Origin of the sequence: Janthinobacterium sp. PAMC25594 (assembly GCF_019443505.1) — a bacterium.
In the GTDB taxonomy this organism is placed as follows: Bacteria; Pseudomonadota; Gammaproteobacteria; order Burkholderiales; family Burkholderiaceae_D; genus Janthinobacterium.
In genome coordinates, this window is record NZ_CP080377.1 from 2,876,281 (window position 1) to 2,901,763 (window position 25,483).

The 25,483-nt window shown below is 62.7% G+C and carries 22 protein-coding genes; 13 read left to right on the forward strand and 9 right to left on the reverse strand.

All coding sequences use genetic code 11. The annotated features are described in order from the left end of the window. Nucleotides 1–6 precede the first annotated feature (6 nt). Together KY494_RS12930 and KY494_RS12935 are read right to left on the reverse strand one after the other, a co-directional pair. A complete protein-coding gene (locus KY494_RS12930; protein ID WP_219891203.1) occupies nt 7–1,509 on the reverse strand; it encodes a CoA-acylating methylmalonate-semialdehyde dehydrogenase in 1,503 nt (500 codons plus the stop codon). Between the two features lie 84 nt (nt 1,510–1,593). Continuing rightward, nucleotides 1,594–2,910, reverse strand: a complete 1,317-nt coding sequence (locus tag KY494_RS12935) for an aspartate aminotransferase family protein (protein WP_219891204.1) — start codon at nt 2,908–2,910, stop codon at nt 1,594–1,596. Between the two features lie 200 nt (nt 2,911–3,110). Here KY494_RS12935 and KY494_RS12940 point away from each other — a divergent pair, with 200 nt between their 5' ends. The 6 genes from KY494_RS12940 to KY494_RS12965 all read left to right on the forward strand — a co-directional run bounded on the left by KY494_RS12940 (nt 3,111) and on the right by KY494_RS12965 (nt 8,040). Then, entirely contained in the window at nt 3,111–4,580 is a 1,470-nt protein-coding gene (locus KY494_RS12940; protein ID WP_219891205.1) for a PLP-dependent aminotransferase family protein, read from the forward strand. Between the two features lie 10 nt (nt 4,581–4,590). Continuing rightward, a complete protein-coding gene (locus KY494_RS12945; protein ID WP_219891206.1) occupies nt 4,591–5,268 on the forward strand; it encodes a TetR/AcrR family transcriptional regulator in 678 nt (225 codons plus the stop codon). Nucleotides 5,269–5,359: 91 nt separating this feature from the next. Continuing rightward, nucleotides 5,360–5,875, forward strand: coding sequence for a hypothetical protein (locus KY494_RS12950; RefSeq protein ID WP_219891207.1), 516 nt, complete (start codon nt 5,360–5,362; stop codon nt 5,873–5,875). Nucleotides 5,876–6,012: 137 nt separating this feature from the next. Continuing rightward, nucleotides 6,013–6,282, forward strand: a complete 270-nt coding sequence (locus KY494_RS12955) for a hypothetical protein (RefSeq protein ID WP_219132988.1) — start codon at nt 6,013–6,015, stop codon at nt 6,280–6,282. Between the two features lie 160 nt (nt 6,283–6,442). After that, nucleotides 6,443–6,865, forward strand: coding sequence for a VOC family protein (locus KY494_RS12960; protein ID WP_219891208.1), 423 nt, complete (start codon nt 6,443–6,445; stop codon nt 6,863–6,865). Nucleotides 6,866–6,876: 11 nt separating this feature from the next. Next, nucleotides 6,877–8,040, forward strand: coding sequence for a dipeptidase (locus KY494_RS12965; protein WP_219891209.1), 1,164 nt, complete (start codon nt 6,877–6,879; stop codon nt 8,038–8,040). Here KY494_RS12965 and KY494_RS12970 read toward each other — a convergent pair. The 7 genes from KY494_RS12970 to xapA all read right to left on the reverse strand — a co-directional run bounded on the left by KY494_RS12970 (nt 8,037) and on the right by xapA (nt 16,775). Beyond that, on the reverse strand, nt 8,037–9,248 hold the full coding sequence (locus tag KY494_RS12970) for a nucleoside deaminase (protein WP_258194835.1): 1,212 nt from the start codon (nt 9,246–9,248) through the stop codon (nt 8,037–8,039). The two genes, KY494_RS12965 and KY494_RS12970, sit on opposite strands and share 4 nt — an antisense overlap. A 10-nt stretch (nt 9,249–9,258) precedes the next feature. Further along, the gene (locus KY494_RS12975; protein ID WP_219132985.1) at nt 9,259–9,666 is read right to left on the reverse strand and encodes a cytidine deaminase; all 408 of its coding nucleotides are present in this window, start codon (nt 9,664–9,666) and stop codon (nt 9,259–9,261) included. Between the two features lie 83 nt (nt 9,667–9,749). Then, complete coding sequence (gene deoA, locus KY494_RS12980; RefSeq protein ID WP_219891210.1) at nt 9,750–11,072, reverse strand: thymidine phosphorylase; 1,323 nt, start codon at nt 11,070–11,072, stop codon at nt 9,750–9,752. A gap of 74 nt (nt 11,073–11,146) precedes the next feature. Beyond that, nucleotides 11,147–13,528 (reverse strand): aldehyde dehydrogenase family protein, encoded by a 2,382-nt coding sequence (locus KY494_RS12985; RefSeq protein WP_375143474.1) that lies wholly within the window; start codon nt 13,526–13,528, stop codon nt 11,147–11,149. 12 nt (nt 13,529–13,540) lie between these two features. Next, nucleotides 13,541–14,500 carry a deoxyribose-phosphate aldolase gene (gene deoC / locus KY494_RS12990; RefSeq protein ID WP_219132983.1) on the reverse strand — a complete coding sequence of 320 codons (960 nt, stop codon included), beginning with the start codon at nt 14,498–14,500 and terminating at the stop codon, nt 13,541–13,543. Next, nucleotides 14,497–15,690: a phosphopentomutase gene (locus tag KY494_RS12995; RefSeq protein WP_096233956.1), complete on the reverse strand. Its 1,194-nt coding sequence runs from the start codon at nt 15,688–15,690 to the stop codon at nt 14,497–14,499. The genes deoC and KY494_RS12995 overlap by 4 nt, the downstream gene beginning before the upstream one ends. Nucleotides 15,691–15,935: 245 nt before the next feature. Beyond that, nucleotides 15,936–16,775 (reverse strand): xanthosine phosphorylase, encoded by an 840-nt coding sequence (gene xapA / locus KY494_RS13000; RefSeq protein ID WP_219132981.1) that lies wholly within the window; start codon nt 16,773–16,775, stop codon nt 15,936–15,938. A gap of 367 nt (nt 16,776–17,142) precedes the next feature. On the opposite strand from xapA, the gene KY494_RS13005 reads away from it, so the two are divergent. The 7 genes from KY494_RS13005 (at nt 17,143) to KY494_RS13035 (ending at nt 25,356) form a co-directional block, all read left to right on the forward strand. Then, nucleotides 17,143–18,300 (forward strand): carbohydrate kinase, encoded by a 1,158-nt coding sequence (locus KY494_RS13005; protein ID WP_219132980.1) that lies wholly within the window; start codon nt 17,143–17,145, stop codon nt 18,298–18,300. 3 nt (nt 18,301–18,303) lie between these two features. After that, a complete protein-coding gene (locus KY494_RS13010; RefSeq protein ID WP_219891211.1) occupies nt 18,304–19,233 on the forward strand; it encodes a pseudouridine-5'-phosphate glycosidase in 930 nt (309 codons plus the stop codon). 78 nt (nt 19,234–19,311) lie between these two features. After that, the gene (locus KY494_RS13015; protein ID WP_219132978.1) at nt 19,312–20,214 is read left to right on the forward strand and encodes a LysR family transcriptional regulator; all 903 of its coding nucleotides are present in this window, start codon (nt 19,312–19,314) and stop codon (nt 20,212–20,214) included. Nucleotides 20,215–20,697: 483 nt separating this feature from the next. Then, complete coding sequence (locus tag KY494_RS13020) at nt 20,698–21,693, forward strand: BMP family protein (protein ID WP_071079281.1); 996 nt, start codon at nt 20,698–20,700, stop codon at nt 21,691–21,693. 81 nt (nt 21,694–21,774) lie between these two features. After that, nucleotides 21,775–23,304: an ABC transporter ATP-binding protein gene (locus KY494_RS13025; protein ID WP_219891212.1), complete on the forward strand. Its 1,530-nt coding sequence runs from the start codon at nt 21,775–21,777 to the stop codon at nt 23,302–23,304. After that, the gene (locus KY494_RS13030) at nt 23,301–24,380 is read left to right on the forward strand and encodes an ABC transporter permease (RefSeq protein WP_034754518.1); all 1,080 of its coding nucleotides are present in this window, start codon (nt 23,301–23,303) and stop codon (nt 24,378–24,380) included. The genes KY494_RS13025 and KY494_RS13030 overlap by 4 nt, the downstream gene beginning before the upstream one ends. Nucleotides 24,381–24,384: 4 nt before the next feature. After that, a complete protein-coding gene (locus tag KY494_RS13035; protein WP_086145100.1) occupies nt 24,385–25,356 on the forward strand; it encodes an ABC transporter permease in 972 nt (323 codons plus the stop codon). The last annotated feature ends 127 nt before the right edge of the window (nt 25,357–25,483 follow it).

Below are 25,483 nucleotides of genomic sequence, written 5' to 3' on the forward strand. Positions count from 1 at the left end.
AAACCGTCACTTCATCTGGGGAAAAGCAAATTCCACACCAGCGCTTGCCGTGTTCGGCCAGCGCTGCATCACGGCCTTGTGGCGCGTGTAGAAACGCACGCCTTCGGGGCCATACGCGTGGTGGTCGCCGAACATGCTGCGCTTCCAGCCGCCAAAGCTGTTGAAGGCCATCGGCACGGGCAAGGGGATGTTGACGCCCACCATGCCGACCTGGATCTGGCGCACGAATTCACGCGCCACGCCGCCATCGCGCGTGTAGATGGCCACGCCGTTGCCATACTCGTTGGCGTTGATCAGCTCCACCGCATGCACCACGTCAGGACACCGGAGCACGCACAGCACGGGGCCGAAAATCTCTTCCTTGTAGATGCTCATGTCGCGCGTGACGTGGTCAAATAACGTACCGCCGACAAAGAAGCCGTTCTCGCGTCCCGCCACCACATGGTTGCGGCCATCGACCACCAAAGTCGCGCCCTGCTCCACGCCCGAGGCGATGAGTTTTTCGATCCGGTGCTTGGCGGCCAGCGACACGACCGGTCCCATTTCCGCACCATCTTCCATGCCGTCGCGCACTTTCAGTGCGGCCGTGCGCGTTGCCAGTGCGTCGATCAATTTGTCGCCCGCGTCGCCCACGGCCACCACCACGGAGATGGCCATGCAGCGCTCGCCCGCCGAACCATATGCCGCGCCGATCAGCGCGTCGACCGTCATGTCCATGTCCGCATCGGGCATCACCACCATGTGGTTCTTCGCGCCGCCCAGCGCCTGCACGCGCTTGCCGCTGGCGCTGCCGCGCGCATAGATGTATTCGGCAATCGGCGTCGAGCCGACAAAGCTGATCGCCTGCACCACGGAGTGGTCGAGCAAGGCATCAACGGTCACTTTATCTCCCTGCACCACGTTGAAGACGCCATCGGGCAAGCCAGCTTCTTTCAGCAGTTTCGCGTGCAGCAGCGAGGCCGACGGATCGCGCTCGGACGGTTTCAAGACGAAGGTATTGCCGCAGGCAATCGCCACCGGGAACATCCACATCGGCACCATCACGGGGAAGTTGAACGGCGTGATGCCGGCCACCACGCCCAGCGCCTGGCGCATGGACCAGGCGTCGATGCCGCGCGAAATCTGGTCCGTGAATTCACCTTTCAGCAATTGCGGGATGCCGACGGCAAATTCCACCATCTCGATGCCGCGTGCCACTTCGCCCTGCGCATCGGCAAAGGTCTTGCCATGCTCGCGCGTGAGCATGGCGGCAAAGTCATCCGTGTGCTGCTGGCACAGCTGCAGGTAGCGAAACAGCACGCGCGCGCGCGTCAATGGCGGCGTGGCGGACCAGGAGGGAAAGGCGGCGGCGGCGGCCTGCACGGCCGCGTCGACGTCTTCCACGGTGCCCAGCGCCACGCGGGCCACGGGTACGCCCAGTGCTGGGTTGTAGACGTCGCCGTAGCGGCCACTTTGCGTGTCGACCTTGGCGCCGTTGATGTAGTGGGTGATGGTGTCGAGGTTGTTCATTGGTTTTCCATTTTTAAACCCAGAGGCAAAGACTGGGGTCGGACCCTCAGGGTCCGACCCCGGCTCTTGTTTTGGGTTTGCCGTTCAATCGAGATTCTTTAATACCTTGGCCAGCTTGCCAAACAGCTCGTCGACATGCTGTTTTTCCAGCACCAGCGGCGGCGACAGGGCGATGATGTCGCCCGTCGTGCGTATCAGCACGCCGTCGGCGAATGCCTGCTTGAAGGCGCTGAAGGCGCGCGTGCCCGGCTTGCCGGCGATGGGATCGAGTTCGATGCCGGCGATCAGGCCGATGCTGCGCAGGTCGATCACGTGCGGCAAGCCTTTCAGGGAATGCACGGCATCCTGCCAATACGCCTGCATGTTTTTCGCGTGGCCGAGGATGTCCTGCTCCTCGAACACTTGCAGGGTGGCCAGCGAGGCGGCGCAAGCGAGCGGGTGGCCGGAATACGTGTAGCCGTGGAACAGTTCGATGCCCGGTGGCGCATCCATGAAGGCGTCGTGGATATACTTTTTGCTGAAGACGGCGCCCATCGGCACCATGCCGTTGGTCAGGCCCTTGGCCGTCGTCATCAGGTCCGGCTCGACGTCGAAATAGTCACAGGCGAACGGCGTCGTCATGCGGCCGAAGCCCGTAATCACTTCATCGAAGATCAGCAGAATGCCGTGCTTGGTGCACAGCTCGCGCAAGCGTTTCAGATAGCCTTTCGGCGGGATCAGCACACCCGTGGAACCGGCCACCGGCTCGACGATGACGGCGGCGATCGTCGACGCGTCGTGCAGGGCGACGATGCGTTCCAGTTCATCGGCCAGGTGGGTGCCGTATTCGGGCTCGCCCACCGTGTAGGCGTTCTGGGCAAGGTTGTGCGTGTGCGGCAGGTGGTCCACGCCCGGCAGCAAGGGACCGAAGGTCTTGCGGTTGCCGCCGATGCCGCCCACGGAAATGCCGCCGAAGCCCACGCCGTGATAACCGCGTTCGCGGCCGATCAGGCGCGTGCGTGCACCCTCGCCGCGCGCCCGGTGATAGGCCAGCGCGATCTTCAACGCCGTGTCGACGGCTTCGGAACCGGAGTTCGTATAAAACACGTGGCCAAATTTATGCCCCGTGTACTCCATCAGTTTTTCCGCCAGGTCGAAGGCGGCCGGATGGCCCATCTGGAAGGTGGGGGCGAAATCGAGCTGGCCCACCATCTCGCGGATGGCGCCGACGATCTGCGGCTGCGCATGGCCGCACGGCACGCACCACAGGCCGGCCGTGCCATCGAGGATGGCGTTGCCATCGACATCCTTGTAATACATGCCTTCGGCCGACACCAGCAGGCGAGGGTTGGCCTTGAAATCACGGTTATTCGTAAACGGCATCCAGAATGCCGACATCGATTCCGGCCTTGTTTCGTTCATGATCTTCTCCTTGGAATGGGCTGGCGCGGGGCCAGGATCGTTTTTGACGAAGCGTAAAATAATTTACCAGTTGGCAAAAAGCTGATGTAATAATAGACAGGCCATCCCCAATGGCACAGATACACAAACGGCAAAGTATCCCAACCGTACAGGTCGGAAAACCACTACAGTTTTGTGCAAGGCAGCATAAGGAGCCACCGGTGACGCACAACGTGAAGCAGGACGAGGGCGAAGGTAACGCAAGTGGCTGGCCCGTGCTGGACATCGACCGCCAGAAAAAAGGTGGCCTCGTCGAGCAGATCGTCATCGCCATCAGCGTCATGGTGGGCAGCCGCACCCTGCGCATCGGCACGCGCATGCCGTCCGTGCGCCAGTTCGCCCGCTGCAATGGGGTGTCGACGTTTACCGTCGTCGAATCGTATGACCGCCTGGTCAACCTGGGCTTGCTGTCGTCGCGGCGCGGTTCCGGCTATTTTGTCGCGCGCCACGATATCGCCGCCTCGCCGCAGGCTGCCCTCATTGCCAACACCTATGCGAGCCCCACCGCCATCGACGCCCTCACGCCGGACCTGTATTCGGGCGTATCCGATGCCCTGCCCGTGGGCGCGGGCTGGCTGCCGCCCGAGATGTATGGCGAGGCGACCGTGCTCGACGCCGTGCGCCAGGCCATGCGCATTCCCGCCAGCCGCCTGCGCGGCTACGGCCACCCTCTCGGCTTTCCCTCGCTGCGCCAGCACCTGGCAAGCAGCCTGTCGGAAGAGCTGTTCCAGGTGGAGCCGGACCAGGTCCTGCTGACGCACGGTGCCACGCATGCTTTTGACTTGATCCTGCGCAGCCTGACCAAGCCGGGCGACACGGTGCTGGTGGAAGACCCCGGCTACAGCAATCTGCAGTCGCTGATACGTCACCATGGCTGCATCCCCGTCGGCATTGCGCGCGGCGAGGCGGGCCTCGATCTCGATGCGCTGGCCGTTGAAGCCGCGCGCACGCAGCCCAAGCTCATGTTCGTCAACACGGTGCTGCAAAATCCGCTCGGTACCTCGCTCAGCCAGGCGCAGACGCACCGCCTGCTGGCGCTGGCCGAGCAGTTCGATTTCTGGCTGGTCGAAGACGATATCTACCGCGAGCTGGCGGCGCGCGGCGACGCCTCGCTGGCGGCGATGGACGGCTTGCGCCGCGTGATCCGCGTGGGCAGTTTTTCCAAGACCCTGTCGCCCGTGCTGCGCGTGGGCTCGATTTGCGCCTCGCCGTCGCTGGTGGCCGAACTGGTGCGCGTGAAAATGCTGGCGGGGCTGACGACGTCGGAAATCAACGAGCGCGCCGTCTACCACGCCATCTCCGCGCGGCCCTACAAGCGCATGGTGGAACGCCTGGTGGCGCAGCTTGATGCGGCACGCGAGCGCAGCATCGACTGCCTGGCGCAGGCGGGCATGGCGCCCGTGGCGCGACCGCGTGGCGGCATGTTCGTCAGCGCCGGCTGGCCCGACCTGCAGACGCCGGAATGGAATGGCAAGATCATCGCCGACATGGCATTAAAGGCCGGCATCCTGCTGTCGCCGAACGAATTTTTCATGCTGCGCGCGCCCGAGACGGTGTGGTTCCGCTTCAACGTGGCCTACACCGATACCCCCGTGCTGCAAGCCTTCCTGCAATCGATCCGTCCACGCTAAAGAACCCGCCATGGCCAGCGACAAATCCCCTGCCCTTTCCGTGAAAAATGCCGGTGGCCGGCGCCTGCAAAACCGCGACCGCCTGGAAGCGGACATCCTGGAGCAAGCCGTGCGCGCCTTCGCGCAAAGCGGCTATGAAGGCGCGTCGATCGCCACCATCGCCGAGCGGGCCGGCCTGTCGAAGCAAAACCTGATGTATTACTTCCCGTCCAAGCAGTTGCTGTACCAGCGCGTGCTCGACGATGTGCTCGACGACTGGCTGGCGCGCATGGAATCGCTGGCCAATGAACACGACGAGCCGCGCGACGTGCTGCGCGCGTACATCGGCGCCAAGCTGCGTTTTTCACGCGAACAGCCATGGGCTTCGCGCGTGTATGCGCTGGAAGTGATCAATGGCGCGCCCCTGTACGGCGCACAGATACGCGACCGGGTCGTGCCGCTGCTGCGCAAGGATATCGCCGTCTTCGAGGCATGGATCGCGGCCGGCCGGATCGCGCCCGTCAACGCCACGCACCTGATGTTCGCCATCTGGGCCATGACGCAGTCGTATGCGGATTTTTCGGCGCAGATGGCCCTGGTGCTGGATCGCAAGCAGCTCACGCGCAAGGATTACGAGGACGCGGAAATCCTGCTCACGCACATGGTGCAGGCGGCCATCACCCTGCCTGCGGCAGTGTCCGGCACGTGATGAAATTTCCAAGGAACAAACGAGCAGTGATAGCATGGCGCGCTGGAGCGTTTGCAATGGCGACGCGATACCCACAGGATAAGGAACAGGCATGAAACAATGGTCATCGGCGCGCACCGCGTCATTGCTGGGCAAGCTCGCCTGCGCGGCGCTGCTGGCAGTGGCATCCACGGCACAGGCGCAGACAGTGGGCATGATAAACAATCAGCCGCTGAGCGAAACCTGGCTCAACGCGGGCTTTTATTCGTATCACTTTCAGCGCGACAAGAACCTGAACGACAGCAATCCGGGCCTGGGCGCCGAATACCGCTTTTCCACGGTTGCGTCGGTCACGGCCGGACGCTTCTACAATAGCGACCGCGCCTACTCGAACTACCTGGGCGTGTACTACCAGCCCATCAAGGTGGGCCCGCTGCGCATCGGCGCCGTCGTTGGCGGCTTCAGCGGCTATCCGAAGATGCGCGATGGCGGCTGGTTCCCGGCCCTCGTCCCCACCATCAGCTATGAATACCAGCGCGTGGGCGTGAATATCGCCATCGTGCCGTCCTACAAGGACCGCCTGTATGGCGCCCTCAGTTTCCAGCTGAAACTGAAGGTGTTCGAGTAACCGTTTGTCTTCGCCTGTCGCCGTTCGCTCCGCCATTCCTGCCATTCGTCGCATACGCGATGCCCGGCAGCAAGGTTTTGCCTATAGTGGATTCATCGCCAGCCTGCATACGGCAGCGGCAACCACAGGAGAACGGCATGAAAGACATCAATTCGGCACCGGGCAGCACTTCCTTCAGCGCTTTCTGGAGCGAACTGTGCGCTTACGCGCACCAGGGCATGGCCGCCCTGCGCGCCATGTCCTGGCCCATGGTGCTGGGGTGCTGCCTGGGCCTGGCGTTCGTGATCACCATCTTGCCGCTGGCCATCATGCTGTTTGTCCTCGTCATGCTGCTGAGATGGGCAAGCAACAGCGACGATACGGGCGCGGACGCGAAGACGGCGAACGCTTCGCAGACGCCGCAATAAAAATTTGCGTCGTGGCAAGAGTGCAATGATTGTTCTATGGCACTATGGATGGGCGCGGCACTGACGGGCATCAAACCCATCCCGATCGATGAGTTGGATAGGGAACGCCGCGCAGGATCCATGATCGAAGCTACTCCCCCACAGCCATAGGAGTTTTCTGATGACCACGACAGCAAAAGCGACAACTGCGACGACCATTCCCTGCCTGCGCTACCGCGATGCACCCGCCGCCATCGAATGGCTATGCAAGGCGCTCGGTTTTGAAAAACAATTGATCGTGCCTGACGGCAACGGTGGTGTCGCCCACGCACAACTGAGCTTTGGCAACGGCATGGTCATGGTGGCACCGGCCATCGACAGCGACTATGGCCGCCTGATGAAACTGCCTGGCGACGTCGGCGGCGCGAACACGCAAAACTGCTACCTGGTCGTCAGCGATGCCGATGCCGTCTACCGCAGCGCGCGCGAGGCGGGCGCCGAGATCGTGCTCGACATCAAAGATGAAGATTACGGCGGACGGGGCTTTACCTGCCGCGACCCGGAAGGCCATATCTGGAGCCTGGGCACTTACGATCCATGGTAAAACGGAGAACAATGATTATCAGTACCCTCGCCGCCGCCAGCCTTGCGCTGATCGGCGGTTTCCTGTCCGCTCCCGTCCTCGTGGACGAGCACCTCAACCGTATCCACCCGCCGTCCGGCAAGCCGCCGTCGACAGCGACCATGGCACTGCACCAGAGCCTGTGGATCGCCGACCTGCACGCCGACAGCTTGCTGTGGCAACGCAATCTGAACCGCGACAGCCAGCGCGGGCATGTCGACTTCCCCCGCCTGCAGCGGGCCAACGTGGCGCTGCAAGCCTTTTCCGTCGTCACCAAGACGCCGCGCAAGATGAATATCGAGCGCAATGACAGCGACACGGACAACATCACGGCCCTGGTGGTGGCGCAAGGCTTGCCGCCCGCCACCTGGAACAGCCTGCTGGCGCGCGCCACCTGGCAGGCCGACGAGCTGCGCCAGCAAGCGGCCAACAGTCATGGCAAGGTCAGGGTCATCGGCAGCCGCGCCCAGCTGCGCAGCTTCATCGCCGCGCGCGACAAAGAGCCAAATCTGCTGGCCGGCTGGCTGACCCTGGAAGGCGCGCATGCGCTCGAAGGCAAACTGGACAACCTCGACACCTTGTACCGGGCCGGCTTCCGCATGGCCGCGCCCACGCATTTCTTCGACACGGAACTATCCGGCTCCCAGCACGGCCTGAAGAAAGGCGGCCTGACGCCGCTGGGCCGGCAATGGCTGCGCGCCATGGAGCAGCGCAAGATGATCGTCGACCTGGCACACGCCTCGCCGGCCACCATAGACGACGTGCTGACGATGGCGAAACGCCCCGTGATGGTGTCGCACACGGGGGTACGCGGCACTTGCGCCAATGGGCGCAACCTCAGCGACGCACAATTGAAACGCATCGCCGCCCAGGGTGGCTTGGTGGGCATCGGCTTCTGGAATACGGCCGTCTGCGGCAAGGATGTGGCGTCGATCGCGCGCGCCATCGCCTACGCGGTCAAACTGATCGGCGCCGAACACGTGGCGTATGGCTCGGACTTCGACGGTGCCGTCACCACGGCCATCGACGCCGCCGGCTTGCCGCGATTGACGCAGGCGCTGCTCGACGCGGGCCTGTCGGAAACGCAAATTCGCCGCGTGGCGGGCGAAAACGTGCGCGACTTTTTACTCAAGAACCTGCCCGACGACGACGCCTAGCCCAGTGCGCGGATCAAAGCCTGGTCCGCCACCTGGCGCGGCCGGATGCGTATCAGCTTGCGGTACAGCGGCGGCATGGCTTCGCACAGCGCCAGCAGCGCGTCTTGCGCCATGGCCGGGCGCACGTACTGGAATTGTGCGGGATTGTTCTCCGGCAGCGCCCCTTCCATGGTGGAGCCGTAGGCACCCAGGGTCATGAAACTGGCGGCGCTGTCGTCCGGGCCGACGGCCAGCACGAAGGTGCCGTGCTTGGGGTGGCCCAGATAGCTTTTGATTTCTTCCTGCCCAGCCGGCGCCGCATTCGCCATCAATTCATAGCGCAGCTGCGCGTACTGGCGCGTGCACTCCATGAACGGCGTGCGGATGGCCGATTGCGCCAGTTTTCCCGGCATGCACAGCAGCAGGTTGCCGAAGGAATCGAGCAAGGCGGCCGCATCGCCCTGCCCGCCATCGCGCGCATCCTGCTCCATGGCCGCCTGCAGGAAGGGCGCCAGGCCCGCGTCGGGCGCATGCGGCGCGCAGCGGTAGGTCAGGGCATCGGGATAGCGGCGGCGCAGGGCACGCACCACGGCATGCTCGGACGGCAAGGTGGCGGGATCGCGCCGGTGCACGTCGTCGCCCGCGTTCAGCAACTGCATCACCTGCGCCGATGTCGCTTCGAACACGAGCGAGCACAGTGCCTGCGTCGCCTCATGGATGCTCTTGCCGATGAAAAAAGATTTGGGTGCGGCGCCGGAAGGCAGGCGCGCATACTCGGTGGCGCCGCGCACGGCCGGATAGCAAAAGCTGCGGCCGGCCTGCGCCTGCAGCGGTGCCGGCAAGGCCGTAAACGTGGCGGCACCATCGTAATTGATGCCCGCCTTGACGTCGGGCGCGGCTGCCACCACGTTGAAACCGGCCGCCAGAATCGCCCCCGCGCACATGCAGCACGGGTCGAGCGAGGTGACGATGGTCAGTTCGCCCGGCGGCGGCAAAGGCGTGCCCTTGGCCCGCTCGGCGAAATACCAGTCCACCAGCTGGCGCTCGCCATGCGCGGTGGGGTCGAACACCAGGCCCTGGCGCACGACGTTGTTGTGCATCGATTGCAGCACGTTGCCGGCGCCATCGAGCAGCACGCCGCCCACGCCGAAGGTGCCCTGCGTCTTCGCTGCCATGGCTTCGGCCGCGGCAATCGCCACGGCGGCCTGGATGTCGATCGTCTTGTTCAAGCGTATCCTGTTACGTCATGTCCAGATCGGAATTGCCGAAGCCGTGCGGCAGCAGCCAGCCCGCTGTCACTTCCATGACATCGTTTTTCAGGTTGGTCAGGATCACCGGCAAATCGGCGCCGCCCATCTCGAAGATCACCTGGCGGCAGGCGCCGCATGGCGAGATCGGTTCAGCCGTATCGCCCGTGACGGCCAGCCTGGCGAAGTCGCCCGGCTTGCAGCCATGCGCGATGGCGCTGAAAAACGCCGTGCGTTCGGCGCAGTTGCACAGGCCATACGCGGCGTTTTCCACGTTACAGCCACGGAAGACGCGGCCATCCTTGCACAGCAGCGCCGCGCCCACCTTGAAACGCGAATAGGGCGCGTAGGCCAGTTCGCGGCCGGCATTGGCTTCGGCAATCAGTTCTTGGTTGTTCATTTTGTTTTCTTTTCAACCCCAACAGCGAGATGCCGGGGTCGTACCCTCAGGGTACGACCCCAGACTTTGCTTCTGGGTTTAGTTTAAGGTCGAATGGTACGATAAATCACCGGATTGGCCGCCAGCGCCACCGCACTGATGGCATACGCTTCCTGGATTTCCCTGACGGCTTGCTGCGCCGCCGCTTGCGTGCGCGCGTGCACCATGGCCAGCGGCTGGCCAACGGTCACTTGCTCGCCCAGGCCCACCAGATCCGTCAGGCCGACGGCGAAGTCGATGCTGTCGGTCGGACGGCGGCGTCCACCGCCCAGGGCGACGACGGCCAGACCGATGGCGCGGCAATCGCGCACGTTGGCAAAGCCGGCCGACAGCGCTGGTGCCGGCACGATGAACGGCGCCTGTTCCAGGTGCTTGTCAGGATGCTCGACGAGATCCGCCGGGCCACCCAGGGCGGAGACCATGCGCGCAAAGCGCTCGGCCGCCGCGCCCGAATCGAGGGCCGCCATCAATTTCACGCGCGCTTCCTCTTCGGTGGCGGCCAGGCCGCCCAGCACCAGCATCTCGGCGCACAGCGACAAGGTGACTTCGTGCAGGCGCGCGGGACGCGAACGGCCCGTCAGGTAATCCATGGCGCCGCGCACTTCCAGCGCATTGCCGGCGTATGGCGCCAGCGACTCGTTCATGTCCGTCAAAATCGCCGAGGTCTGCATGCCCGCGCCATTGCCCACGGCGACGATGCTCTCGGCCAGTTCCACCGACTTGTCGTAGGTCGGCATGAAGGCGCCCGTGCCCACTTTCACGTCCATCACCAGCGCGTCCAGCCCGGCCGACAGTTTCTTCGACAGGATGGAGCCGGTGATCATGGCCACCGATTCCACCGTGGCGGTGACGTCGCGGATGCTGTAGAAGCGCTTGTCGGCCGGCGCCAGCTGGGCCGTCTGGCCGATGATGGCCACGCCAACTTCCTTGACCACCTTGCGGAACAGTTCATTGTCCGGTACCGTGCAATAGCCGGGAATGGCGTCGAACTTGTCCAGCGTGCCGCCCGTGTGGCCCAGGCCGCGGCCCGAGATCATCGGTACGTAGCCGCCGCATGCGGCGACCATGGGGCCCAGCAGCAGGGAAACGACGTCGCCCACGCCGCCCGTCGAATGCTTGTCGACGACAGGACCAGGCAGGTTCAGCGAGCGCCAGTCCAGCACCTGGCCGGAATCGCGCATGGCCAGGGTGAACGCCACGCGCTCGTCCATGTTCATGTCGTTGAAAAAGACGGCCATGCCCAGCGCCGCGATCTGGCCTTCGCTGACGCTGCCGTCAGTGATGCCGCGCACGAAAAACTGGATTTCCTCGGCGCTCAGCACGCCCTTGTCGCGCTTCTTGCGGATGATTTCCTGGGTTAACAACATCGAATAACTCCAATCATGAGATCTGGGGTCAGTCCCTGCGGATCTGACCCCAGCTTTGTAACGCTAGTTACTTATCAGACGCCGTAAGGTATCCACACGTTTTTCACTTGCGACGCATGCGCCAGCACGGCACGGCCACCGCTTTGCGCGGCGCTGTACCAGTCGCGGCCTTTGGCGCCGCCGACCCAGGTGCGCTTCAGGGTAGCGGCCGACAGGCGCTCGACTTCCGCACAACCGTCAGCGGAGCCGTCATGGCGCCAGACGGCGTCGATGTCGGCGTGCGTGGCCAGGGTGCGCGCCAGTTCATCGGCGTTGCCGCTGATGATGTTGACGACGCCGCCCGGCAAGTCGGACGTGTCGAAGACCTGGTACAGGTCCAGCGCGGAGAGCGGATGCGCTTCCGACGGCACCACCACCACGCGGTTACCCAGCGCGATGGCCGGCGCCACCAGCGAAATGAAGCCGAGTAACGGCGCTTCATTCGGGCAGACGATGCCGATCACGCCGACCGCTTCATTGAGCGCCACGGTGATGCCCTTGGTAGGCGGCTGGTGCGCCAGGCCGTCGTACTTGTCGGCCCAGGCGGCGTAGTAGAACAGGCGCTCGATCGAAGCCTGCACTTCCTTCTCGGGATTTTTACTGCCCGTCATGGCGGCGATGCGGGCGGCGAATTCGTCGGCGCGCGCGGCGAGGTTTTCGGCGATGTAATACAGCACTTGCGCGCGGTTGTGCGCCGTGGCGCTGGTCCAGCCGGACGCTTTATGCGCCGCTTCGACGGCGTTGCGGATATCCTTGCGGCTGCCCACGCCCACTTCGGCCAGCAGGGCGCCGTTCACGCCAAACACGGGAGTGCTGTAGGCGCTGTCGGGGCGCGCCTGCTTGCCGCCGATGTACATCTTGGCCGTGCGGTCGATGGCGAATGGGTCGGCTGCCGCCGGTTTCACATTGGCCTTGGCCTTCGTTTCCACCACCGGCAGGGCCGGGCGCGCATCTTCGGCCAGGGCCGTCATGTATTCCAGCATGCCTTCGCGGCCGCCTTCACGGCCGAAGCCCGATTCGCGGTAGCCGCCGAAGCCGCACGCGGCATCGAACTGATTGGCGCTGTTGATCCACACCACGCCGGCCTTGATGGCGGGAGCGATATCGAGCGCCAGGCTGATCGACTCGGTCCACACGCTGGCGGCCAGGCCGTACACCGTGTTGTTCGCCAGCTGCACCGCTTCAGGCGGCGTGCGGAAGCTCATGGCCACCAGCACGGGGCCAAAGATTTCAGCCTGTGCCACGGCGGCCGAGGTCGACGCGCCCGTGATCAGGGTCGGCGGGAACCACGAACCATCGGCCGGCAGTTCGCACGCCGGTTGCCACACGTCGCAGCCTTCGGCACGGGCGGTATCGACCAGCGCGGCGATGCGCTGGCGCTGCACGGGGTCGACCAGCGCGCCCACGTCCATCGATTTATCCAGCGGCGAGCCAAGACGCAGGTTTTCCATGCGCGCGCGCACCTTGTTCAGGAAGCGTTCCTGGATCGATTCCTGCACCAGCAGGCGCGAACCGGCGCAGCATACTTGCCCCTGATTGAACCAGATCGAATCGACCAGGCCTTCCACGGCGCCGTCGAGGTCCGCGTCTTCAAAGACGATGAACGGCGACTTGCCGCCCAGCTCCAGCGAGAGCTTCTTGCCGCTGCCGGCCGTCGCGATGCGGATCAAACGGCCCACTTCGGTGGAACCCGTAAACGCGATCTTGTCGACGCCCGGATGGTTGACGATGGCCGAGCCCACTCTGCCGTCGCCCGTGACGATGTTGACCACGCCGGCCGGCACGCCTGCCTGCACGCACAATTCGGCGAACAGCATGGCGGTCAGCGACGTGAATTCGGCCGGCTTGAAGACGACCGTGTTACCGGCCGCCAGGGCCGGGGCGATTTTCCACGACAGCATCAGCAATGGGAAATTCCACGGCACGATCTGGCCCACCACGCCGACGGCGCGGTAGTCGGCAAATTCTTCCGACTGCAGCTGCGCCCAGCCGGCGTGATGATAAAAATGGCGCGCGGCCAGCGGCAGGTCGATATCGCGCGTTTCGCGGATGGTCTTGCCGTTATCCAGGGTTTCCAGCACGGCGAACAGGCGCGAATGCCTTTGCAGCAAACGGGCCAGCGCGTACATGACTTTCGCGCGGCCGTGGCCACCCATGCCCTGCCATACGGGCAGCGCGCGGCGCGCCGCTGCCACGGCGCGTTCCACGTCCGCGTCGGTGGCTTGCGTCAGTTCCGCCAGCTGCGTGCCATCGGCAGGATTGGTCGAGGCGAACAGCTCGGCCGGCTCGCTCCAGGCATTGTCGATGAACAGACCGAATGTGCGCTGGTGGCCATCGAGCCACGCTTGCGCTTCTTTTTGACTTTCGGGAGCAGGGCCGTAGTCCATAGTAGTGAGAATCTCGTTAATTGTTGGCATGACGATTGTTCTTTAAGGTTGTGCGTGACGATGATTGGCCGAGTAGCTGCCGGTGACGTAGTGCTCGAGCTGGCGCTCGATATCGGTCAGCAGGCTGGAAGCGCCGATGCGGAACAGGTGCGGCTGCAACCATTCGTTGCCCAGTTCTTCCTTCATCAGGGTCAGGTATTGCAGCGCGCTCTTGGCCGAGCTGACGCCGCCGGCCGGCTTGAAGCCCACCTGGAAACCCGTCTGCTCGTGGTATTCGCGGATCGTGCGCACCATCGTCAGGGCCACGGGAATGGTGGCGTTGACGCTTTCCTTGCCGGTGGATGTCTTGATGAAATCGGCACCGGCCATCATGCACACCCACGACGCCTTGGCCACGTTTTCCATGGTCAGCAAGTCGCCCGTGGCGAGAATCGCCTTCACGTGCGCTTCGCCGCAAGCCTTGCGGTAAGCGAGCATTTCGTCGTACAGCACTTGCCAGTTGCCGTTCAGGACATGCTGGCGCGTGATGACGATATCGATTTCCGAAGCACCGGCGGCGACCGACAGTTCGATCTCGCGCAGCTTCGTTTCCATGTTCGTCAAGCCCGCCGGGAAGGCGGTCGACACGGCAGCGATAGGCAAACGGCCCTGGATGACTTTCACGGCCGGCTGAATCATCTCGTGGTACACGCACACGGCGCCGGTGCTCAGCTGCGTCAGGCCCAGTGCATCCATCAGGTCGGCGCGCAGCGGGCGCATGGCCTTCATGCACAGGCGTTCCACGCGGCCCGGCGTATCGTCGCCGCCCAGGGTGGTCAGGTCGATCATCTGGATGGCTTTCACCAGCCAGGCGGCCTGGTATTCCTTTTTCACCGTACGGCGGTTCGCCAGGCTGGCCGCGCGGCGGTCCGTCGCGGCGCGGTTGACGCGGATCTGGTTGATCCAGCCCAGGTCGAGGCCAACGGCCTCGTTACGCTTGAATTCGGGGTGCATGAGTGTCATAACAAGCTGGTTCCATTAGCAAGTGGTGGTACGCCAAGGTGCTTGGCGAGGGTTTGGCCAATATCGGAGAAGGTCTCGGAAATGCCCAGCGCGCGCGGGGCGACGCCAGGGCCGAAGAAGATCATCGGAATGTGTTCGCGGGTGTGGTCGGAGCCGTGCCAGGTGGGGTCGCAGCCATGGTCGGCGGTGATCACGACCAGGTCGCCTTCCTTCAGCTTGGCCATGAATTCCGGCAGGCGACCATCCATTTCGCGCAGCGCGTCGGCATAGCCTTCGACGTTGCGGCGGTGGCCGAACGCCTGGTCGAAATCGACGAAGTTCACGAAGGTGAGCGACTTGTCCTGCACTTCATCGGCCGTCTTCAACAGCGCTTCGAACAGCGCCATATTGTCGACGCCCTTGACGACTCTGGAAATGCCCTGGGTGGCGAAAATGTCGCTGATCTTGCCCAGGCCGACGACTTCGCCGCCCGCATCCTTGACGTGGTCGAGCAGGGTCTTGCTTGGCGGCGCCACCGCATAGTCGTGGCGGTTGGAAGTGCGCGTGTAGTTGCCATTGCTGCCCGTGAACGGGCGGGCGATGACGCGGCCGATGTTGTACGGTTCGACCAGCTTGAAGGCCATTTCGCACACTGCGTACAGACGCTCGAGGCCGAACGATTCTTCGTGCGCGGCGATCTGCATCACCGAGTCGCCCGAGGTATAGATAATCAGCTTGCCGGTGGCGACATGTTCATCGCCATGCTTGTTGATGATGTCCGTGCCCGAGGCGTGGCAGTCGCCGAGGAAGCCGGGCACGCCCGACAGGGCTTTCAGTTTGTCGGTCAGGTCGGCCGGGAACGACGGCGTGGTGCGGGGAAAATATCCCCAGTCGAATTCGACGGGCACGCCGGCGATTTCCCAGTGGCCGCTCTGCGTGTCCTTGCCGGTGGAGCGCTCGCGCGCCGCGCCGTAGGCGCCGGTAAAGCCGTCGCGCTGGTCGAAGCCGGTGGCCCATTCGCCACTGGCCAGGTGCGCCGCGGCGCCCAGGCCCAGGCGTTCCATGTTCGGGAGTTTCAAGGTCTTGCCGCTTTTGGCGACAGTGCTGGCAATGTGGCCAAAGGTATTGGCACCTGCGTCGCCATACTTGGCGGCGTCTGGCGTCGCGCCAAGGCCGAAGGAATCAAGCAGGAGGATAAATGCGCGTGACATGATAAGGCTCGCTTTATGGAGTGATGCGGAATGATGCGGACAGTGTAGGCCGGATTTTCCCGGCCTGCCGCGCGGCAGCGCCGGTGGCCGGCGCGCCGCTACTGCGTAAAAAAAAACGTTTTGCAACGCCGGACAAAACCGTGGCGAGCGGCAGTGAGTTGTGGCCGAGAAGCGCAACTGTGCTTTAGCACAGTGAGCATCGCAAGCCGCAAATCGCGACGCGCAGCAGGTTTTGACAGGTGTTCTTAGGCTTGCGGCTTTTCAGCAACCTTGGCCAGGAAAGCCAGGATCAGCTTGACCAGGTCTTTCGCGCCGATGGCCGCGTATTTCAGGGTTTGCTCGTGCGACAGGGCGAATGGCGACATGCCTTCGGCCAGGTTGGTGATGACGGACACGCCCACCACTTTCAGGTCGCAATGGCGGGCCGAGACCACTTCCGGCACCACGGACATGCCGACCGTGTCGGCGCCCAGGCGGGCCATCATGCGGATTTCCGCGGCCGTCTCGAAGTTCGGGCCAGGGTAGGCGACGAATACGCCTTCGTGCAGGGTGATGCCATTCGCGGCCGCCGTGTCCTTGACTTGCTGGCGCAGTTCGGCGTCATAGGCGTTGGCCATGCTGAAGAAACGCGGGCCGAAGCGGTCGTCGTTCGGGCCGACCATCGGCGTGCCTGGCAGCAGGTTGATATGGTCGCTGATGGCCACCAGGCTGCCGGCATCCACTTCAGGGCGCAGGGAACCGGCGGCGTTGGTGACGAACAGCATTTCGCAGCCCAGCAGCTTCAGGGTGCGGATGGCGCTCGTCATCACGCCCATGCCATAACCTTCATAGAAGTGGCCACGGCCCTTCATGCAGACGACGGCGACGCCCGACAGGGTACCGACCACCAGTTCGCCCGCATGGCCGTGCACGGTGCTGATCGGGAAGCCTGGCAATTCGTCAAAGCTGATGCTGACGGCGTCCGTCATTTGCTCGGCCAACACGCCCAGGCCGGAGCCGAGGATCATCGCCACGCGCGGCTTGAAATTTTCAGGAGCGCGGGCGCGGATGATTTCGGCGGCGTGGAAAGGGGTGTTGTTCGACATGGTTATCCTCTGATTGACTAATGATGATGGTTGCTGCCTGCGCGGCGGAGTACGCAAAGTATCGCACCCAGGTATCGGGTATGTATGGGTGTTGCTGGACTATCCAGATGCGTATTGCCTTTATTTGCCGCCACTATGCATCAAACGGAATATGTATGGCAAATACCATTTTTCTTGCCCATTTATACAATTCAAATATAAATGGCCGATATTATAGTCGAGGCTAGCCCAGGCCTGCCATGCCCGGGAAATCCATGCATACAAGCTCCATACGAAGGTTTTTCAACCCTGCTTGACACCGGCTTGACACCAGCAAGACAAATGTTTAAAGTCGCAAACAAATGTTTATCCCTTCAGTGAAAACCTTGTGACCGATACCAATAAAAAAGACCAGCTGTACGCACTGATCCGCAACAATCCCTTCATCTCGCAGCAAGACCTGGCGAGCGAACTGGGCTTGTCGCGCTCGGCCGTCGCCGGCCACATCGCCGGATTGATCCGCGAGCGACGCCTGCTGGGGCGCGCCTACGTGCTGCCCGACAGCCGCCCCGTGCTGTGCATCGGCGCCGCCAACCTCGACCGCAAGATGCGCACCCTGGCGACCTTGCAGATGGGCACCTCCAATCCCGTGCGCTCGGAAGAAGTGTTTGGCGGCGTGGGCCGCAACATCGCGGAAAACCTGGCACGATTGTCGATCCCCGTGGCCCTGCTGACGGCGCTGGGCGACGATGCGGCCGGCCACGCCCTGCAGACGCACGCGGAAGATGCGGGCATCGACATGCGCGGCAGCTTACATCTGAGCAACACCAGCAGCGGCACCTACACGGCCGTGCTCGACGAGCATGGCGAAATGCTGCTGGCGATGGCCAACATGCAACTGTATGAACAGCTGACGCCCGCCTTCTTGCACAGCCGCCAGCCGCAGCGCGCCGCCGCCGCCCTCACCGTCTGCGACCTGAACCTGGGCCACGACAGCGTGCAGGCACTGCTGGCCGACGCGCGCCAGGATGCTGCCCACGCCACGCCACTGGTCATCGTCGCCGTCTCGCAGCCGAAGATGGCGCATTTGCCGCAAGACCTGACGGGCTTGCATCTGCTGATCCTCAACCGGGGCGAACTGGAAACGCGCGTGGCGCGGGCCTTGCCCACGGCATTCGAGGTGCGCGCCGCCTGCCGCGAAGTGCTGCGCCAGGGCGCGCGCCAGGTGATCGTCACCTGCGGCGGCGAAGGCGTGTACTTCACGGATGGCGACAGCCAGGACGCGTCCATCGTGCATCTGGCCGCGCGCGAAGTGGACGCCGTCGACGTGACGGGCGCCGGCGACGCGTTTTCCGCCGCCGTCTGCTGGTCGCTGTACCACGACAGCAGCGATTTGAAACTAGCGTGCCGGCGCGGCCTGAAGCTGGCCGCCATGACACTGGAATCGGCCGCCACCGTCTCGCCCCTGGTGTCGGCCGGCGCGCTCGACGACATTGACGACGCCGATCTGGCGCCCCCTCCCCCTACCCTCTTTCAACAGGATTGATACATGACCCAATTACAGAATTTCCTCTTGTTCTCGCAAGAAGTGCTCGACGCGCGCGCCGCCGGCAAGGCCATCGTGGCGCTGGAATCGACCATCATTTCGCATGGCATGCCGTATCCGCAAAACGTGGAAATGGCGCGCGAAGTGGAACAGATCATCCGTGACGGCGGCGCCGTGCCGGCCACCATCGCCATCATCGACGGCAAGATCTGCGTGGGCCTGTCGCCCGAACAGCTGGAATTGCTGGGCACCTCGGCCGACGCCATGAAAGTCAGCCGCCGCGACCTGCCGTTCGTCCTGTCGCAGGGTAAACTGGGCGCCACCACCGTGGCCGCCACCATGATTTGCGCGGAACTGGCCGGCATCACCGTGTTCGTCACGGGCGGCATCGGCGGCGTGCACCGCGGCGCGGAAACCAGCTTCGACATTTCGGCCGACTTGCAGGAACTGGCGCAAACCTCGGTCGCCGTCGTCTGCGCGGGCGTCAAATCCATCCTCGACATCGGCCTGACCCTGGAATACCTGGAAACCCACGGCGTGCCCGTCATCAGCGTGGGCCAGGAAGGTTTTCCCGCCTTCTTTACACGCGAAAGCGGCTTCAAGGCCGATTTCCGCCTCGACACGGCCGCCGAGCAGGCCGCCTTCATCGGCACGAAATGGCAGCTGGGCTTGAAAGGCGGCGTCATCGTCAGCAACCCGGTGCCGGCCGCGCAAGCGATGCCCAAGGAAGAAATCGACGCGATCACCACGCAAGCGCTGCAGGAAGCGGACGCGGGCGGCGTGAAGGGCAAGCAAGTCACGCCATTCCTGTTGTCGCGCATCAAGCAGCTGACGGACGGCCGCAGCCTGGCGACGAATATCGCCCTCGTCAAGCACAATGCCCAGGTGGGCACCGCGCTGGCCATTGCCATGCAGGCGGTCGTGGCACGATAATAGGACTGCCGTAGAAAAGCGCGCGGCCCTCAGGTTCGCGCGCCATTCCCGTTTAGCATCAGGTAATGCAAGGAAAGCATGTCCATCGATCTGAAACAGTTAAAGTATTTTCTTGCCGTTGCCGAGGAGAAAAGCTTCAGCCGCGCCGCCGAGCGCCTGCATATCTCGCAGCCGCCCCTGAGCCAGCAGATCATGAAACTGGAAAGCGAACTGGGCGTGCGCCTGTTTGCGCGCACCACGCGCACCTTCGAGCTGACCGTGGCGGGCAAGGCACTGATGAACGAGGCGGCCGAGCTGCTGGCCAAGATGCGCATGACCATCGATACCATCCGCCAGATCGACCGTGGCGAAGTGGGCCGCTTGCGCGTGGGCATCGTCGGCTCGGCCATGTGGGGCCCCATCCCCAGCCTGCTGGAAGAGTTCCAGACCAAATTTCCCCGCGTCAGCTGGACCATCCATGAATTCGGTCCCACGGTGCAATACGAAGCCTTGCGCGCCAAGCAGATCGACGTGGGTTTCTGGCGCGAACCGAAACTCAATGACGACGACTTGCGCCACGACAACCTGCGCCAGGAGCTGTGCTTCCGTGAAAACGTCTGCGTGGCCGTCAACGAACACCATCCGCTGGCAAAAAACACGGCCATCGAGCTGATCGACATCGCCCATGAGCCCATGCTGACCCTGAACCTCGATAAATCCGCGTTTCCCCGCTACCTGGTGCAATGCTGCGTCAATGCCGGTTTCGAACCCGTGATTTTCCAGGAAGCGAGCGAGCCGCAAACCCTGCTGGCCATGGTGGGCGCCGGCCTGGGCGTGACCCTGGTGCCGGAAACGACGAGCCGCATCGGCTGGCCCGGCGTCGTGTTTCTACCGATCAAGACCAATCCGCCATCGGCCAACCTGTACATCAGCTACACCACGCTCGACGACGCTCCCGTCGTGAGGGCCTTCCTGAATATTATTAATCCCCCAGCTAATTGAGGCAAAGCCTCAAGCGTCGCTAACCCGAAAAGCAGCAAGACCGGGGGCGGACCCTCAGGGACTCGGCGTCCCCGTCCGACCCCAGCCCTTCGTTTTGGGTTTGCATGCCAATTTATATGACTTTCATATAAATAGTTAAACAAAAACGTATTTGTCATACATATCTGGCATGATGCATAGTGATTCGGACGCCCATCGTGGCGCCGGTCCTGCGCCTGCCCTGCCCGTCCATTGACGGCGCATCCCAGCCCGCTCCGGCAGCCCCATTCGATGTTGTAACTATAAAAGAGACGGGGCGCGACTGTTGCATGAGCATCACACTGTCGACATAAAAGCACACAAGGCCGGCAATGATCTTGTTCAATACGGTGCAATGTTGATAAGGAATTATCATCTCGTGCATCAAAAACAGGCTAAATCGGCCCCAAATTATATGTTTCACCTATAAAAAATATACAATATCGATCTTCCAGGAGCCAATTCATGAAACTTACACAATTTAGTTTGACGATCGCAGCCGTATTTCTGACTGCTCAAGCGTCCGCGGCTACCCCAAAACTGGGTGTCGTGTATGACGCGGGCGGCAAGTTCGACAAGTCGTTCAACCAATCCGCTTTCGAAGGTGCCTCGCGCTTCAAAAAAGACACAGGCATTTCCTTCATCGAAGTTCAGGCATCGAGCGATACGCAAGCCGAGCAAGTCATGCGCGGCCTGGCCCGCAAGAAACTCGACATGATCGCCGCCATCGGCTTTGCGCAAACGCAAGCCGTGCAAAAAGTCGCAAAAGAATTCCCGAACGTGAAATTCGTGCTGATCGACGGCCAGGCCGCCGGCAGCAACGTCAATTCCGTCGTCTTCAAGGAAGAAGAAGGCTCCTACCTGGTAGGCGTGGCTGCAGCCATGGCCAGCAAGAGCAAGAAGGTCGGCTTCATCGGCGGCATCGATATCCCGCTGATCCGCAACTTCGCCTGCGGCTACGCGCAAGGCGTCAAGGCCGTCAATCCGAAAGCGGAAATCACGCAAAACATGGTCGGCACCACCTCCGGCGCCTGGAATGACCCGGCCAAAGGTGGCGAACTGGCCCGCTCGCAATTCGAGCGCGGCGTCGATGTCGTCTTCGCCGTGGCCGGCGGCAGCGGCATGGGTACGCTGCAAATGGCCAAGGAAAAAGGCAAGCTGGCCATCGGCGTCGATTCGAACCAGAATGGTTTGTATCCGGGCAGCATCCTGACTTCGATGGTCAAGCGCGTCGACAACACGGTGTATGACAGCTTCATGGAAGTCAAGAACGGCACCTGGAAGGGCGGCGTCAGCTATAAAGGATTGAAAGAAGGCGGCGTGGATTGGGCGCTCGACGCCAACAACCGCAAGCTGATTACGCCGGAAATCGAAAAGCGCGTGTTGGGTGCGCGTAAGGACATTATCGATGGCAAGATCAAAGTGATCGATTACCGCGTCGGCAGCAGCTGCCCGGTTTAATTTTTCTCCGTATCTTCTAGCGCGCCGCCGGGGCCTGTCTCCGCGCGGCGCGTTTCCATGAAACTATCCAGTTATGAACCTATGCAGCCAGCAGTAGAATTTCGCAGCATTTCCAAGCAGTTTGGACATGTGAAGGCGAACGCCGACGTCAGTTTCTCCATCGCCAAGGGCAGTATCCACGGCCTGGTGGGGGAAAACGGCGCCGGCAAATCGACCTTGATGAGTATCCTGTACGGGTATTACCGTGCCGACGGCGGAGAAATCTTGCTCGACGGGAAAGTACAGCCTATCCGCAACAGCCAGGAAGCGATCAACCTCGGCATCGGCATGGTGCACCAGCATTTCATGCTGGTCGAGAACTTCACCGTCCTCGACAATATCATGCTGGGCACGGAAGGCGGTTTTCGCCTGGCCAGCCACCGTGCCGAAGCGGAAGCCAAGCTGCGCGAGATTTGCGCGCGCTACCGCCTCGACGTGGACCCGCTGGCGAAGATCGAAGACCTCTCCGTCGGCGCGCAGCAGCGCGTGGAAATCCTCAAGCAGATTTACCGCAGCGCCAATATCCTGATCCTCGACGAGCCGACGGCCGTGCTGACGGCCCAGGAAACGGCCTCGCTGTTTGAAATCCTGCGCCTGTTCAAGGAGCAAGGCAAGACCATCATCCTGATCACGCACAAGCTGCAAGAGATCCTGGAAATCACCGACAACGTCACCGTCATGCGCGGCGGCACGGTGGTGGGCGCCGTTGCCACTGCGACTACCTCGAAAGAGGAGCTGGCCAACATGATGGTAGGCCGCCCCATCCAGAGCCATCTGCCCCGTGCACCGTACAATCCGGGCGCCACGGTGCTGGAAGTGGCTGATCTGCAACTGGCCGACGCGCAACAGGTCAAACTGCTGGCCGACATCGGCTTCAACTTGCGCGCCGGCGAAATCGTCGCCATCGCGGGTGTTTCCGGCAATGGCCAGAGCGAACTGCTGGAAATTTTGTCGGGCATGCGCTTGCCGACGTCCGGCAAGCTGCGCTTCCTGGACAAGGACTTGCCGTTTGCCAAGCGCCACGATGCCGACGGCTTGCCGCTGGCCTTCCGCGAACTGGGCATCGCCCACATTCCGGAAGACCGCTTGCGCGATGGCGTGGTGAAGAATTTCTCCGTCATGCAAAACACCATCCTCGGTTACCAGGATCACCTGAAAAACCGCTGGGGCCTGTTCAACTTCAAGGCCATCGGCGCCCGCTGCGCGGAACTGCTGAAAACCTTCGACGTGCGCCCGGCGAACCCTGACCTGCGCATCGGCTTATTGTCGGGCGGTAACCAGCAAAAGGTGGTGATCGCGCGCGAAGTGCTGGCCAAGCCGAAACTGATGCTGGTGGGGCAACCCACGCGCGGCGTCGACATCGGCACCATCGAAAGCATCCATACGCAATTGCTGGCCCTGCGCGACGCGGGCGTGGCGATCCTGCTGGTGTCCGTCGAACTGGAAGAAGTGCGGGCGCTGGCCGACCGCATTCTCGTCATGTGCGGCGGACGCATCACCGGCGAACTGAAAATTGAAGAATTCGATACCACCCGCATCGGTCTGCTGATGGGGGGAATGCATAAATCATGAATAACGACTTGCCACGCTGGGCGACAGCCTTTGTCATGCCCATGTTAAACCTGCTGTCGGCCTTGCTGGTCGCCGCCCTGGTGATTTATATGCTGGGCGAAGACCCGGCCGAATCGCTGTCGATCCTCGTCCACAGCGCCATCCTCAATCCTGAAGGCTTGAGCTATACCCTGTTCTACGCCAGCACCTTCATCTTCACGGGCCTGTCGGTTTCCGTGGCGATGCAGGCCGGCCTGTTCAATATCGGTTCCGAAGGCCAGATGTATATCGGCGGCCTGGGCCTGACGGTGGCCATGCTGGCCTTCGACCAGACCCTGCCCGCCTGGCTCTTGATTCCTGCAGCCATGATCGGCGCGGCCCTGTTCGGCGCACTGTGGGGTTTCTTGCCCGGCTACCTGCAAGCCAAGCGCGGCAGCCACATCGTGGTGACCACCATCATGTTCAACTTCATCGCCGCCAGCCTGATGAATTTTATTATCGTGAAGTACCTGATTCCGCCGGGCGAGCAGAACACGGCCAGCCGCGTGTTTGCGGAAAGCGGCGAAATGCCGCGCCTCTCCACCTGGTTCCCGTCGCTGGGCGACACGCCGCTGAACATCAGCTTTATCCTGGCGATCGCCGCGCTGGTGATCTACGGCGTGATGGTCTGGCGCTCGTCGTGGGGCTTCAAGCTGCGCGCCACGGGCCTGAACAAGCATGCGGCCCACTATGCGGGCGTGTCGATCAGCAAGATGATCATCATCGTCATGTTGATTTCCGGCGCGCTGGCGGGCCTCGGTTCCGTCAATTCCATCATGGGTTCGACGCATTACCTGTCGCTCAATTTCGTCGGTGGCGCCGGTTTCATCGGCATCGCCATTGCCCTGATGGGCCGCCAGCATCCGGTCGGCATCTTTTTGTCGGCCGTGCTGTTCGGCGCGCTGATCCAGGGGGGCTTCGACCTGTCGCTGGAAAAACCGAATATCCCGACGGAAACTTTCATTTTCATCCAGGGCTTGATCATCCTGTTCTGCGGCGCCATGGAAAACTTCTACGCACCGGCCATTTCCGCCCTGCTCAAGCGCACCAAAGGCTAACACCATGACACTCGACGACTTCCATTTCGCCAGCATCCTGGTATCGACCGTGCGCAATGCGCCCGTCCTGATCTTTGCCGCCATGGCCGGCCTGTTCGCCGAACGCAGCGGCATGATCGACATCGGCCTGGAAGGCAAGATCCTGGCCAGCGCCTTCGCTTCCGCCGCCGTCGCCTACACGACGCAAAACCCGTATTACGGCATGGCCGCCGGCATGCTCGTCTGCGTCGCCCTGGCCTTGCTGCAGGCGTACGTCAGCATCACGCAAAAGGGCAACCAGCTGGTGGCCGGCATGGCGATCAACATCGCCATGAGCGGACTGACCTTTGTTCTGGCGCAATTTTTCTTCCAGCAAGGCGGTCGCACGCCCGACCTCGGTTCGGCGCGGCTGTTCGACGTGGTCTTGCCGGGCACGCAGTACGTGGAGCACATCCCCTTCATCGGCTGGGTGTATGCCCACCTGATCGGCGGCCATTCCATCCTCGTGTATGTGGCGTTCCTGCTGATCCCGCTCGTGCACTGGCTGCTGTACCACACGCGCTTCGGCCTGCGCCTGCGCGCCTGCGGCGAAAACCCGCACGCGGCCGACTCGGCCGGCGTGAGCGTGGAAGCGACGCGCTACCTGGCCATGCTGGTGGCCGGCATCCTGTGCTCGTTCTCGGGCGCGTATCTTGCCATCGTGCAAAGCGGCTTCTTCCTGCGCGACATGTCGGCCGGCGCCGGCTACCTGGCCCTGACGGCCATGGTGTTCGGCAACTGGCGTCCCGTCTACACTTTCCTCGGCTGCCTGATGTTCGGCTTCTTTGCCGCCATCCAGATCCAGATCGAAGGCGTGGACTTGCCCGTCGTGGGCCGCATCCCCGGCTCCTTGATCCAGATGGTGCCGTACGTGGTCACCGTGATCGTGCTGGCGGGCTTGATGGCGAAATCCATCGCGCCGAAAGCCATCGGTATCCCCTTCGTCAAGTCCCGTTAAGAGCACCTGAGAAAATACCCATGGCGTCGTTGCCTTGCCTCGTCGTACATTCGTACTGCCTTCGGCAAGACGCCTAGCCCTGGGCATTTTTCAGGCGCTCCCTAAAATGACAAAAAGCGAAGCCTTT